Annotated in this window: 11 protein-coding genes; 5 read left to right on the plus strand and 6 right to left on the minus strand. The window is 63.1% G+C overall.

Translation table 11 applies throughout. From position 1 onward, the window contains the following. Positions 1 to 4 precede the first annotated feature (4 nt). Complete coding sequence (locus WDB91_RS19140; protein ID WP_339115260.1) at positions 5 to 589, minus strand: hypothetical protein; 585 nt, start codon at positions 587 to 589, stop codon at positions 5 to 7. A 235-nt stretch (positions 590 to 824) separates the two neighbouring features. Between WDB91_RS19140 and urtA the strand changes: the two genes are divergently transcribed. The 5 genes from urtA (at position 825) to urtE (ending at position 5,531) form a co-directional block, all read left to right on the plus strand. Next, on the plus strand, positions 825 to 2,021 hold the full coding sequence (gene urtA, locus WDB91_RS19145) for an urea ABC transporter substrate-binding protein (protein ID WP_339115261.1): 1,197 nt from the start codon (positions 825 to 827) through the stop codon (positions 2,019 to 2,021). Between the two features lie 62 nt (positions 2,022 to 2,083). Next, positions 2,084 to 2,977: an urea ABC transporter permease subunit UrtB gene (gene urtB / locus WDB91_RS19150; RefSeq protein WP_339115262.1), complete on the plus strand. Its 894-nt coding sequence runs from the start codon at positions 2,084 to 2,086 to the stop codon at positions 2,975 to 2,977. A 1-nt stretch (position 2,978) separates the two neighbouring features. Then, on the plus strand, positions 2,979 to 4,040 hold the full coding sequence (urtC, locus tag WDB91_RS19155) for an urea ABC transporter permease subunit UrtC (protein ID WP_339115263.1): 1,062 nt from the start codon (positions 2,979 to 2,981) through the stop codon (positions 4,038 to 4,040). Continuing rightward, complete coding sequence (gene urtD / locus WDB91_RS19160) at positions 4,037 to 4,807, plus strand: urea ABC transporter ATP-binding protein UrtD (RefSeq protein ID WP_339115264.1); 771 nt, start codon at positions 4,037 to 4,039, stop codon at positions 4,805 to 4,807. The genes urtC and urtD overlap by 4 nt, the downstream gene beginning before the upstream one ends. 4 nt (positions 4,808 to 4,811) lie before the next feature. Continuing rightward, on the plus strand, positions 4,812 to 5,531 hold the full coding sequence (urtE, locus tag WDB91_RS19165; RefSeq protein ID WP_339115265.1) for an urea ABC transporter ATP-binding subunit UrtE: 720 nt from the start codon (positions 4,812 to 4,814) through the stop codon (positions 5,529 to 5,531). A gap of 24 nt (positions 5,532 to 5,555) precedes the next feature. Here urtE and WDB91_RS19170 read toward each other — a convergent pair whose 3' ends face one another. The 5 genes from WDB91_RS19170 to minC form a co-directional block, all read right to left on the minus strand. Then, positions 5,556 to 6,449 carry a DNA-binding response regulator gene (locus tag WDB91_RS19170; protein ID WP_339115266.1) on the minus strand — a complete coding sequence of 298 codons (894 nt, stop codon included), beginning with the start codon at positions 6,447 to 6,449 and terminating at the stop codon, positions 5,556 to 5,558. Beyond that, positions 6,442 to 9,744 carry an ATP-binding protein gene (locus WDB91_RS19175; protein WP_339115267.1) on the minus strand — a complete coding sequence of 1,101 codons (3,303 nt, stop codon included), beginning with the start codon at positions 9,742 to 9,744 and terminating at the stop codon, positions 6,442 to 6,444. The genes WDB91_RS19170 and WDB91_RS19175 overlap by 8 nt, the downstream gene beginning before the upstream one ends. A gap of 150 nt (positions 9,745 to 9,894) precedes the next feature. Next, positions 9,895 to 10,173 carry a cell division topological specificity factor MinE gene (gene minE, locus WDB91_RS19180; protein ID WP_339115268.1) on the minus strand — a complete coding sequence of 93 codons (279 nt, stop codon included), beginning with the start codon at positions 10,171 to 10,173 and terminating at the stop codon, positions 9,895 to 9,897. Then, positions 10,170 to 11,039: a septum site-determining protein MinD gene (gene minD, locus WDB91_RS19185; RefSeq protein ID WP_339115269.1), complete on the minus strand. Its 870-nt coding sequence runs from the start codon at positions 11,037 to 11,039 to the stop codon at positions 10,170 to 10,172. Before minD ends, minE begins: the two co-directional genes overlap by 4 nt. Beyond that, on the minus strand, positions 11,036 to 11,872 hold the full coding sequence (gene minC, locus WDB91_RS19190) for a septum site-determining protein MinC (RefSeq protein ID WP_339115270.1): 837 nt from the start codon (positions 11,870 to 11,872) through the stop codon (positions 11,036 to 11,038). The genes minD and minC overlap by 4 nt, the downstream gene beginning before the upstream one ends. Positions 11,873 to 12,152 lie beyond the last annotated feature (280 nt).

The raw sequence follows: 12,152 nt of genomic DNA on the forward strand, positions 1-12,152 counted from the left end.
GATTTCAGATCCGGCCGTCCGCGCGTGCCTCCAGCGCCACCCGCATCTCGGCCACTTCACCCTCGCCGAACCCCCGCAGGCAGAGCCGCTCGACAGGGCTCAGCTCACACCAGAACCGCTTGAGGACCATATCCCTCTCGGCACGCGGCGCGTTTTCCATCCGCAGGTCGTAGATCCTCTCGGCGGCGTCCAGAAGTCGCAAATGTAGCGCCGCCAGAAGCGCGCCGAAGGCCGCCTGACCGCTGGCCGAATTGCGCAACCGCAAGATCGCGCCCTCACCGATGGTCATGGTCTGCGCGAGCCCCCAGCCTAGCATATCGGCGGCCCGATGCGGCTTGACGGGCAGATGACCAGTCAGACCATAGGTCAACTCCAGCACACGCCGTTCATCGGCCGGCATCGACAGCACTACCCTGGCACAGGCCCGCTCGAGCGGGTCATCGGCTTCGTCAAGCCGTCCGCGCCGCGGCACGAGGCTCTGTGGCACGGACCCCTGTGGCGCATGACGGCGCGCCTCACGCGAAGGACGCGGCTGCAAGGTCCTGCGCACGAGACCATCGACTTTCGAGAGAATATATTCCGCCAGCACCGATTACCCTTTCACAACCTAACCGGATCTGAAGGTAGCGCGTCCGCGCCGGTTTTCCCCTTGCAAATAAGGCAAACCGGCCATGCATCTTTACGGGCAGACCAGGCGGCAAGCACTCTGCGCGCCAACCCGCCATACTCCCTTTGGTGCATATGCCTTTGCACGCGATCGCGTCATCGTCCTCCCCACGCCGCCCCTTCCAATAACGCGGCACCATCAACAACGGGGATGAATTATGAAAAAAACCAATCTGACCATCGCGGCTCTGGCCTTTGGCGCCGCTTCCGCCCAAGGCGCTTTCGCCGAGGACACCGTGAATGTGGGCGTTCTGCAATCGCTCTCGGGCACGATGGCGATCTCGGAAGTCACCGTGAAAAACGCCGAAGTCATGGCGATCGACGAGATCAATGCCAATGGCGGTGTGATGGGCCACCAGATCAAGGCGATTGTCGAGGATGGCGCCTCCGATCCCGCGATCTTCGCGCAAAAAGCCACCAAACTGATCGAGAATGACGATGTCGCCACCGTCTTCGGCGGCTGGACCTCGGCCTCGCGCAAGGCGATGCTGCCGGTCTTCGAGCGCACGGGGAACCTGCTGTGGTATCCGGTCCAGTTCGAGGGTAACGAATGCTCGGCCAATATCATGTATTCGGGCGCCCAGCCCAACCAGCAGATCCTGCCCGCCTATGAATGGGCCAAGGCCGAAGGCGACAAGAGCTTCTTCCTCGTCGGTTCGGATTACGTCTTCCCGCGCACGGCCAACCTGATCGTGAAGAAACATATCGAGAAAGACGGCCTGACCATGGCGGGCGAGGAATATGTGCCCCTCGGCGGCACCGATTTCTCCGCTGTGGTCGCCAAGATCCGCGCGGCCAAGCCCGATATCATCCTCAACACGCTCAATGGCGATTCAAACGTGTCCTTCTTCAAACAGCTCGCCGCCTCGGGCATCACGCTGGAAGATACGCCGGTCATGAGCTTCTCGATCGCCGAGCAGGAAGCGCAAGCAATGGGCACCTCGCTGGTGGCAGGTTCCTATGCCGCATGGAACTATTTCGAGACCCTGCCGGGCGATGCGAACGCGAAATTCGTCGAGGCCTACCGCGCGAAATATGGCGCCGATGCCGCGATCACCGATCCGATGCTGCATGGCTATCTTGATGTCTATGCCTGGAAAGCAGCCGTAGAAAAGGCCGGCAGCTTCGAGACCGATGCCGTGCGCAAAGCCGCTGTCGACCTCGATGTGGCAACGCCTATGGGCGATGTGGCCTTCGCCCCCAACCAGTCGCTGACCCAGACCGCCTATGTCGGCAAGCTCGACGAGAACGGCAAATTCGACATCGTCTGGAAATCCGAAGGTGAAATCACCCCCGAGCCCTATGATGCTCTCACCTTCCCGGGCAAATCCTGCGACCTGAGCGCAACCAACTGATCCCCCGACTGGCCCCCGGATCGCACCGGGGGCCGATTTCTTTCCCGCGAAGGAGAAAACCCATGTTGGACACCGCACTTGTTGTCGGGCAGATCTTCAACGGTTTCAGTGTTGCCTCGCTCTTTGTTCTCGCCGCTCTCGGTCTCGCGCTCAGCTTCGGGCTGATGCGGGTGATCAATATGGCGCATGGCGAGATGCTGATGCTGGGCGGCTATCTGGCCTATCTCACCTATCTGGTCGTGCCGGGTCCGCTGGCGATCCTCGTCGCGATGCCGGTGGCCTTCCTCGGCGCGGCACTTCTGGGCGGCATCATGGAGCTGACCGTGGTGCGCAAACTCTCGGCGCGCCCGCTTGATACGCTTCTGGCCACATGGGGGGTCAGCCTCATCCTGCAACAGGCGGCGCGCTCGATCTTCGGCCCCATCGGAGTGGGGGTCACCGCGCCCGACTGGCTCAATACCGGCTTCATGCTGGCAGGTGTCTATTTCCCCTCGACCCGGATCTTCATCCTTCTGGTGGCGGTTCTGGTGCTGGTGGCGCTGGGACTTCTCATCGCGCGCACCCGGCTGGGTCTTCTGGTCCGCGCGGTCAATCAGGACCGCATGATGGCAAGCGCCTCGGGCATCAATGTCCGCCGCGTCGATCTGGCCGTCTTCTGCCTCGGCACGGGCATCGCGGGGCTTGCGGGCGTGGTGCTCTCGCTTCTCGGACCCGTCACCCCCTCGGTCGGCCAGAGCTATATCATCCCCGCTTTCCTCGTGGTGGTCATGGGCGGGCTTGGCTCGATGGTGGGCACAACGATTGCCGCCATTATCCTCGGCCTCGTCTCGGCGATCAGCCAGATCTTCCTCGATGTCTCGATGAGCCAAGTGCTGATGCTGCTGGCCGTGATCATCTTCCTGCAATTCCGCCCGCAAGGCGTGGTGGCCACCCGCTCGCGCGCTCTGGAGGACTGATATGACTGCAATTCACCGCTATGGCTGGATCGCCGTGCTGGCACTGGCCGTTCTCGCTCCCTCCTTCGTGTCTTCCTACGACCTCAATCTGCTGGGCCGTTTCCTCGCCATGGGCATCCTTGCCATCGGCATCGTGCTGATCTGGGGCGAGGCCGGTATCCTCACGCTCGGACAAGGCGTATTCTTCGGACTGGGCGGCTATTCCATCGCCATGTATATGAAACTGGCCTCGCTGCCCGCGGGCAGCCTGCCCGATTTCATGGAATGGTCGGGCGTGATGGAGCTTCCCTGGTGGTGGGTGCCCTTTGCCAACCCCGCCTTTGCCATCGCCGCCATCATCGTAATCCCGACGGCTTTCGCGGCCCTCTTCTCGTGGCTCGTCTTCCGCCGCCGCATTGTGGGGGTCTATTTCGCCCTCATCACACAGGCCGTGGCGCTTACCTTTGCCACGCTGCTGACCAGCCAGCAAAGCACGACAGGCGGCTATAACGGGCTCACCGGCTTCACCGAGATCTTCGGCTTGCAACTGGGCACTCCGGAGGCCAACCGCATCCTCTATTTCGTCACACTGGCGCTTCTGGTCGTAGTCTTCGCCTTTACCAAATGGCTGACCGGCTCGCGCTACGGCACGCTTTTGCGCGCCACACGCGATGGCGAGAACCGCGTGCGCTTCTTGGGCTATAACACAACCCCCTACAAGGTCGTGGCCTTCGCATTCGCAGGCATGTTCGCATCGATTGCAGGGGCACTCTTTACGCTCCATGCCGGTGTGGTCTCGCCCGCATTCGTAGGCGTGGTGCCCTCGATCGAGATGGTGGTCTGGGTCGCGGTCGGCGGCCGCCACAGCCTCTGGGGCGCAGTCCTTGGCGCACTGGTGGTCAACCTTGCCAAGGACGTGATCTCCTCGGCCATGCCGGAAGCGTGGCTCTATGTGCTGGGCCTCGTCTTCATCCTGACGGTCATGTTCCTGCCCAATGGTATCGCCGGTCTGATCGAGGAGCTGATCGAGAAATCCCGTAACCGCCGCCCCCCCGAGGCCGAATTGGTGGAGGATGTGAAATGAACGCCTATAGCCCAGTGACCCCCGATCCCTATATCCTGAAACTCGATGGTATCACGGTGGATTTCGACGGGTTCAAAGCCATCGACAATTTCTCGATGACGCTCGAACGCGGCCAGCTGCGGGTGCTGATCGGCCCCAATGGCGCGGGCAAATCCACGCTCTGCGACACGATCATCGGGCGGGTGCAATCGGCCTCGGGAACGGTGACCTTCAACGGCGCCAATATCACCAACCTGCCCGAATTCGAAATCGTCCGCCGTGGCATCTGCCGTAAATTCCAGACACCGGGGGTGCTGCCCTCGCTCACCGTGCGCGACAACCTGCTCGTCTCGGCACGCAAGGATCGCCGCTGGTGGAAGGGCTTCGGCCATGGCGCCAAGCGCGAGGAGGCCCGGCAGGTTGATGATCTGCTGGAGAAGATCGGCCTGACCGACAGGGCAGACACCTATGCCCGCGATCTGGCCCATGGCGAGAAGCAATGGCTCGAGATCGGGATGGTGGTGGCCACGGGAGCCGAGCTGCTTCTGCTCGACGAGCCCACCGCCGGCATGGGGCCCAACGAGACCTCGAAGACGGCCAAGCTCATCCATTCGCTTCTGGGCGATCATGCGGTGCTGGTGATCGACCATGATATGGCCTTTGTCGAGGAACTTGGCGCCAAGGTCACCGTGATGCATCAGGGCAAATTCCTCAAACAGGGCTCGGTCGCCGACGTGCGTGCCGATGCCGAGGTCGCTGCCGTCTATCTTGGCCGCGCAAAGGAGTAAGCCCATGGACAGCCTGTTGAAAATGGAGCGCGTCGGCGCAGGTTACGGCCAGAGCCCCGTGCTGTTCGATATCGACCTTGATGTAGAGCGCGGCGGTGCGCTCGCCCTGATCGGGCGCAATGGCGTAGGCAAGACCACCCTTTTGCGCACCATCATGGGCGTTCAGAAAGCCACTAGGGGCCGCATCACTCTGGACGGGGCGGATGTCACCTCGACCAAACCGCATGAGCGCTCGCGCGCGGGCATCGGCTTTGTGCCGCAGGGCCGCCATGTTTTCCCGCATCTGAGCGTAGAGGAAAACCTGCTCTCCGGGCTCTCGGCCCTGGCGGGGCGCGGCAAGGGGCTGATTGGCCGGGGCATCCCCGATCATATCTTCGATCTCTTCCCCAAGCTCGACCAGATCCGCCATCGTAAGGCGGGAGTTCTATCTGGCGGCGAGCAACAGCAGCTGGCGATCGGTCGGGCGCTCTGTGGCCAGCCGAAACTCCTGCTGCTCGACGAGCCCACTGAAGGCATCCAGCCCAATGTGGTCCAGCAGATCGAGGAGGCCCTGCGCCGCGTGCGCAGCGAGCTGGGGGTGACCATCATCATCGTCGAGCAATATCTCGATTTCGCATGGTCCTTTGCCGATGAGTATTGCGTGCTGCAACGTGGGCGGCAGGTCCGTCAGGGACGCACGGCAGAGGATACCGCCGCCGAAGTCGCGCATCTGGTCAATGTGTGATTTGTGACAATTTGGCCGAGCGGCCTATCCCTGCTCGGCCAGCACCTGCACCGCCATTGCCGCGGCAGTGGCCCGATTTTCCACGGATAATTTGGCATAGATCTGCAACAGGTGCTTTTTGACGGTGGCGACCGAATTCCCCAGAATGTCGGCAATGTCCTGATTGGATTTTCCTGCGGCGACCCAGACAAGCACCTCCGCCTCGCGCTGGGTCAGCGGAAACCGGTCGCGCAGGATCTCCTCGCGCAGACCCGGACGGTCTTCGGTCACGCGGAACAGATATTCGCCCTCGCGCACCGGATTGAGATAATGGAACCCGATCTCCGCCTCGCCCAGAGGCACCACCGCACTCGCTCCTGCCTGACGGGTCAGTGACAGAAGCTGCCCCACCAACGCATCGGTCAGCATCAACTGCCCGCCGTGGAACAGGCCACCCAAGAGCTCCTCGGCGCGTGGCGTGGTCCACAAGATCCGCCCGCCCGCATCAATCGCCATCAACGACCGGCCCGTGGCATCCAGCGCCGCCCGCGCGCCTTCGGCCAGACGCGCGTTGGACAGATGCACGCGGATACGAGCGATCAGCTCCTCCAGCTTTATCGGCTTTGTGACATAATCGACCCCGCCCGCCGCCAATCCCGCCACCACATGTTCGGTATCTGACAGTCCGGTCATGAAGATGACGGGGATATTCTCGCGTCCCGGTGTCTGCTTGATGGTCCGCGTGGTGGTGAACCCGTCAAGACCCGGCATCACTGCATCCATCAAGATCACATGCGGCGCGATCTTGGCCAAAAGGTCCAGCGCCGCCTGACCGGAGGTCGCGACCAGCACCGTCATCCCCTCACGCTCCAGCGTGTCGGTCAGAAGCCCCAGTGTCTGCGGTGTGTCATCCACGATCAGGACGATATCCTCACTCATCGCCTATCTCCTCCAGCAGAGCCCGCAGCTCCTGTGCCAGCCGTGGCAGCTCGAACCCCTGCGCCAGCTGCATCCAATGCGCCACCGATCCAGCCGGGCGGCCCTCCAGAATATCCAGAACCCCGCGCCGGTGACCGATCTCCGCAGCCGCCAGCAAGCGTTCGAGCATCTCGCGCGGGATTTTTACCTGCGCCGCAGGCGGGCGGGCGGGTTGCGCCTCACGCCAGCGAAGGTCCAGAAGACGCCCGATCTCGGCCACGACTGCATCGAGATCGACCGGTTTGGGCAGGAAGGCGTTATGCACCCCCGCGCCCTCGGCATGGCTGTCATGAGCATTACCCGACAGCATCACGATCCTCATCTCTGACGAGAGCGCCCGCAACTTTCCGGCAAGCTCCCAGCCCGTCATGACCGGCATGGTGATGTCGAGAAGCGCCAGATCGGGGCGCAGCGAGGGCGCAAGGCGCAACGCCTCGGTCCCGTTCTGCGCCACCACGACCTGAAAGCCCAAAGGCGCAAGGATGCGGCGCAGGAGGGCCAGATGATCGGCATCGTCATCGACCAGCAAAAGCCGTTTGCGTGGTCCCTCATAGCCCGCAATAGCCTGCGCCTGCCCCTGTGGTCCGCCCGATGCCTCGAACATCAGCAGCTGCAGGAACATGCGCGTGCCCTCGGCTGGCGCACTTTCGACGCGCAACTGTCCGCCCATGATCTCGACAAGAAGCTTGGTGATCGTGAGGCCCAGCCCCGTGCCCGGCACCAGATCGGCACGGGTGCCGCGATCGAACGGATCGAAGATACGGCCAAGATCCTCGGGCGCGATCCCCATGCCGGTATCGAACACCTCGACCTCGAGGATATGGCTGCGATAGCGCAGGCGCATCCCCACTTGCCCGGCTTCGGTGAATTTCACCGCATTGGAGAGCAGATTGATCAGCACCTGTCGCAGCCGCTTGCGGTCCACCAGAACCTGTCGCGGCAGCCAGCCCTGGCGGTCATAGACAAACTCGAGCCCCTTCGCCTCGGCCTGGAAACGGAAGATCTCGGCCAGCTGGTCCAGCAGCTCGGGAAGCGCCACGCGGTCGCGCGCCAGCACGAGCGTGCCGCTCTCGACACGGGAAATATCCTGCAACCCGTCCACCAGATCGCCCAGATGCTCGGCCGAACGGCGGATCACGCCCACCGCCGAAGGCGCGGCCGAGATATCGCGCTCCATCAGCTGGGCATAGCCGTAGATCGCGTTGAGCGGCGAGCGGATCTCGTGGCTCAGCCCCGTAAGAAACCGCGATTTGGCAAAGTTCGCGGCCTCGGCCACCTCGCGGGCCTTGCGCGCCTCGGCCTCGGCCTCCTCGCGGGCCGAGACCTCGCGGCGCAGATCCTCGGCCTGACGCTCGAATTCATCCTCGACCTGCCGGCGGTTCTCATGGGCCAGCACGAAGAACCACGCCATCAGCCCCGACAGGATCGCCAGCGCCACGAAGATGACCCAGAAGGCGGTGCCCACGGCCTGTGCGGGGATCTCTTCCATATCGCGGGTCACCTGATGGCGCACGGCTCCCAGAAGCCCCGCCATGGTCAGGATGAAGACCAGCCCCAGCCCCGCCACCTGCCCGATCCGCGCCCGCCTGCGCGCCGAGAGACGTGCGGGCAACAACCGCTGCGACAGGGTGCGGATCTGCTGCGAGAGCCGTGCATCGGGCTTGCACAGATCGTGGCAGCGCCCCTCGAGCGAGCAGCACAGCGAGCAGATCGGCACGCCGTAAGCCGGACATTGGGCCATATCCTCGGGATCGAAGCGGTTGGCGCAGATGCCGCATTGGCACAGACCCTCCGCATCGGCAGGCGTCTGCGACTGGCGCGCGATATAGAATCGCCCGCCCGTGGCATAGGCCAGACAGGGCGCGGCCAGAAACGCGACCAGCAGCCCGACCGGCACACAGAAGGCCTGCGCCATCTCGCCCGCGAGCCCCGTCAGACACAGGATCGAGACCAGCACCGACAGCGCCATTGCCCCGCAGCCTACGGGATTGATGTCGTAAAGATGGGCGCGCTTGAACTCGATCAGCTTTGGTGAGAGCCCCAGCGGCTTGGCAATCGCCAGATCGCCCGCCACGGCCCCGAGCCAGCCCACCGCCAGAATACCGTAGAGATCGAGGATGCTCTCGAGCGCCCCGAACACGCCCAATTCCATGAGCATCAGCGCAAGGGCGGTGTTAAAGACCAGCCAGACCACACGACCCGGATGGTTATGGGTAAGGCGCGAGAAGAAATTCGACCAAGCGATAGAGCCCGCATAGGCATTGGTCACATTGATCTTTACCTGCGCGACACAGACGAAAACCCCCATCACAACCAGCGCGATCAGCGGATTTCCGAAGACGGTGCGGAAGGCCAGATCGAAGGCCACAGCAGGCTGGGCGGCCAGATCGGGCGGGACACCCGCGCGGATCGCCATGACCGTCAGCCACGAGCCGAGCGCGATCTTGGCGCCCGCGATCAGCACCCAGCCGGGCCCCGCAAGCCCCAGCGCCAGACGCCTGCGCCAGCCATCGCGTTCGGGCAGGAAGCGCAGATAGTCGACCTGTTCGCCGATCTGCGGCAGGAGCGACAGCAACAGAGAGATCCCTGCCCCGATCTGGATCAGATCGAATCCCGAGGCAGACCCGCCAAAGCCCAGCCATGCGCCCGCACCGGGCGCGGTTCCGCCCTGCCCTGCCATGAGAAGCACGAGGAGCGGCGCGATCTGGAACACCAGCCAAACCGGCTGGCTCAGCCGTTGCATTTTGGAGATCCTTCGGATCCCGAAAGCCGCAATCGGCAGCACCACCAGCGCCGAGACCAGATGCCCCAGCCAGAGCGGCACCCCGAGCGCCAGATTGAGCGCCACCGACATGATCGAGGCCTCGATGGCAAAGAGCACAAAGGTGAAAGACGCATAGACCAGAGAGGTGATGGTCGAGCCGATATAGCCAAAGCCTGCCCCCCGCGTGAGCAGGTCGATATCGAGCCCCGAGCGCGCCGCATTGCGGGTAATCGGCCAACCGATCAGCAGGGCCAGCACGATCAAACCGCCGATGGCTGCCAGCGTATCGCGTGTGCCATGCGCCAGCGTCAGCGAGCCGCCGATGGCCTCGCAGGCCAGAAAGGCCAGTGCTCCGACAGCGGTATGGGCCACGCGGGACGGTGTCAGCCGCGCCCTGCGCGCGGTGAAGCGCAGCGCGAAATCCTCCAGCGTCTCGTTGGCCGCCCATTGGTTGTAGTCGCGGCGCTCGGGCGCGATGAACTGGTGCCGCAAGAAAGCCTTCCTTTCCGGTCTCTGTCTCCGGTTAGGATAGCAGGTGCCGCCCGCGCAAGCCCTAGCCGCAAAAACCGCCCGAAAAACCGGCCTTTGCCCAGAAACTTGGCGGTCCAAATGGAAACCGGGACCATTGGCCCCGGTCCGGTGTCAGGCTTTTGCCGCTTTGGCAGGTTTCGAGGGCATCTCGATATTGATCTCGAGGCTCTCGATATCGTCACCGCGTTCCATGCGGATATCGACTTCCTCATCAGCCACTTCGACATATTTGCGGATCACCGCAATGATGTCGCGTTGCAGCTGGGGCAGATAATCCCCGCCCGAGGAATTGCTGCCGCGTTCATGCGCCAGCAGGATCTGCAGGCGCTCCTTGGCAGCATTGGCGGTCTGCTTCTTGCGGGGTTTGAGAGAGAATCCGAATAAGCTCATGCCGTCCGTCCGAAGATACGGCCCAACAGACCCGGTTTCTTCTCTCCTTCGATTTTCATTTCGACCTTCTCGCCCAGCAGGCGCGCCACGGCATCCTCATAGGCACGGCCTGCCGAGGACGGATCATCCAGCGTCACCGGCGTGCCCACATTCGAGGCGCGCAGGACGGCAGGGCTTTCGGGCACGATCCCCAGAAGCGGCACGGCCAGGATCTCCAGTACGTCTTCCACGGTCATCATCTCGCCCTTGTCGATCCGGGCCTGATCATGACGGGTCAGCAGCACCTGCGCCTTCACGCCGGTGCCATCTTTCTCGGCCCGCTGGGTCTTCGACGCCAGAAGGCCCAGAACGCGGTCACTATCGCGCACCGAGGACACTTCGGGGTTGGTCACGACCACGGCTTCATCAGCGAAATACATCGCCAGCTGCGCACCGCGCTCGATCCCTGCGGGGCTGTCGCAGACGATATAGTCGAATTCCTGCTTCAGCTCGTTGAGAACCGCCTCGACGCCTTCTTGCGTCAGCGCATCCTTGTCGCGGGTCTGCGAGGTCGGCAGGATCTGCAGCGTCTCGACGCGCTTGTCCTTGATCAGCGCCTGTTTCAGGCGCGCATCGCCCTGAATAACGTTGATAAAATCGAAGACCACACGGCGTTCGCAGCCCATGATCATATCGAGGTTGCGCAGGCCCACATCGAAATCGATGACGACGGTCTTGTGACCGCGCTTGGCAAGCCCTGCCGAAATCGCCGCAGCGGAGGTCGTCTTGCCGACGCCCCCCTTACCGGAGGTGATGACGATCACCCGACCGAGCGGCGGCTTTTCCTTCAGCTCTTCCTTGGCCTTATCTGTGGTTTGGGTGCTCATGCAAAGCTCTCCATGCAAAGTCTGTCATCTTCGAGCCATGCCTGCACAGCACGATGGCGCAGGTCGTCTCCGATGGTTTCACTGGTACGGTATAGGCCCGCCACGGCCAGAAGTTCGGCATCCAGATCGCGGCAGAAGATCCGGCAGCTCTCGTCGCCGAACACCCCTGCCATCGCACGTCCGCGCAGCGCGCCATAGACGTGGATATTGCCCGCCGCCACCAGCTCGGCGCCCGAGGCGACCGATCCCAGCACGATCAGGTCGCCATGTTCGGCCACGATCTGCTGGCCCGAACGGACGGGGTTGCGGATGGTCATGGTCTGCGCGCCACTGCTGCGCTGTTCGGCCTCCGCCTCCGCCTGTTGCTCGGCAGGCTCCTCGGCGGTGGCATTCCTGCCCAGCTGGTGGGCGCCGTTGCGACCCTTCGGGTTGAGCGGCTTGCGCGGCTCGTGCACGGGGCCGTCGCGCCCCGAGATCACGGGAATCAGGCCAAGCTGGTCTGCGGTGTCGAGCTGCACCTTGCTGGCATTCTGCACCCCGAAGACCGACAGGTTGCGCGCCCGCATGTGGCGCACGAGGTCTTGAATATCGGTGGGGTTGGCAAAGCCCGGCACATCGGCGAAATCGATCACCATGGGCGAGCCGACCAGAAGCTGCGGCGTTTTCTCGAGCTGCTGGTCGAGGGCGGCATAAAAGGCCTCGTCCGGCGTATCGGATTCCATACGCAGCGCAATCGCGGTCAGGAACCTGCCGCGGAAATGGAAGGGCCGTGCCTGCGCTACGGCCTGTGCTGCGGGCCCCTCGGCCCGGCTACGGATATCGTCTTTCGCCACGACGAAACTGCTCCTCATTTATCAGGGCGTGATTTTAGAGCTTCGACTCGGATATCGCCCATATTGATGTTTGTCCCCCTCATGACACTATGGACAGGGGTCTGTGAAGCTTGACGCTACGGATTGCGCGGGTTCCTGCCACCCTTTGGCCGGATTATCCGATGAAGACCTGCTGATGCAGGCGCGTATAACGCATGCCCTTGCGGAATGTGAAGTAAATTCCGGCACTGGCGATCAAATGCCGTTACAGCTATTCTGCAAGTGCAAACACGGAGGAGCC

It is taken from the genome of Thioclava sp. GXIMD2076, assembly GCF_037949795.1.
GTDB lineage: Bacteria > Pseudomonadota > Alphaproteobacteria > Rhodobacterales > Rhodobacteraceae > Thioclava > Thioclava kandeliae.

What these genes read in the sequence shown, in the direction of transcription:
- WDB91_RS19170 (WP_339115266.1), bottom strand. Translation starts at nt 6,449, where the DNA reads ATGAGTGAGGATATCGTCCTGATCGTGGATGACACACCGCAGACACTG.
- urtB (WP_339115262.1), top strand. Translation starts at nt 2,084, where the DNA reads ATGTTGGACACCGCACTTGTTGTCGGGCAGATCTTCAACGGTTTCAGT.
- urtA (WP_339115261.1), top strand. Translation starts at nt 825, where the DNA reads ATGAAAAAAACCAATCTGACCATCGCGGCTCTGGCCTTTGGCGCCGCT.
- minE (WP_339115268.1), bottom strand. Translation starts at nt 10,173, where the DNA reads ATGAGCTTATTCGGATTCTCTCTCAAACCCCGCAAGAAGCAGACCGCC.
- minD (WP_339115269.1), bottom strand. Translation starts at nt 11,039, where the DNA reads ATGAGCACCCAAACCACAGATAAGGCCAAGGAAGAGCTGAAGGAAAAG.
- urtE (WP_339115265.1), top strand. Translation starts at nt 4,812, where the DNA reads ATGGACAGCCTGTTGAAAATGGAGCGCGTCGGCGCAGGTTACGGCCAG.
- urtC (WP_339115263.1), top strand. Translation starts at nt 2,979, where the DNA reads ATGACTGCAATTCACCGCTATGGCTGGATCGCCGTGCTGGCACTGGCC.
- urtD (WP_339115264.1), top strand. Translation starts at nt 4,037, where the DNA reads ATGAACGCCTATAGCCCAGTGACCCCCGATCCCTATATCCTGAAACTC.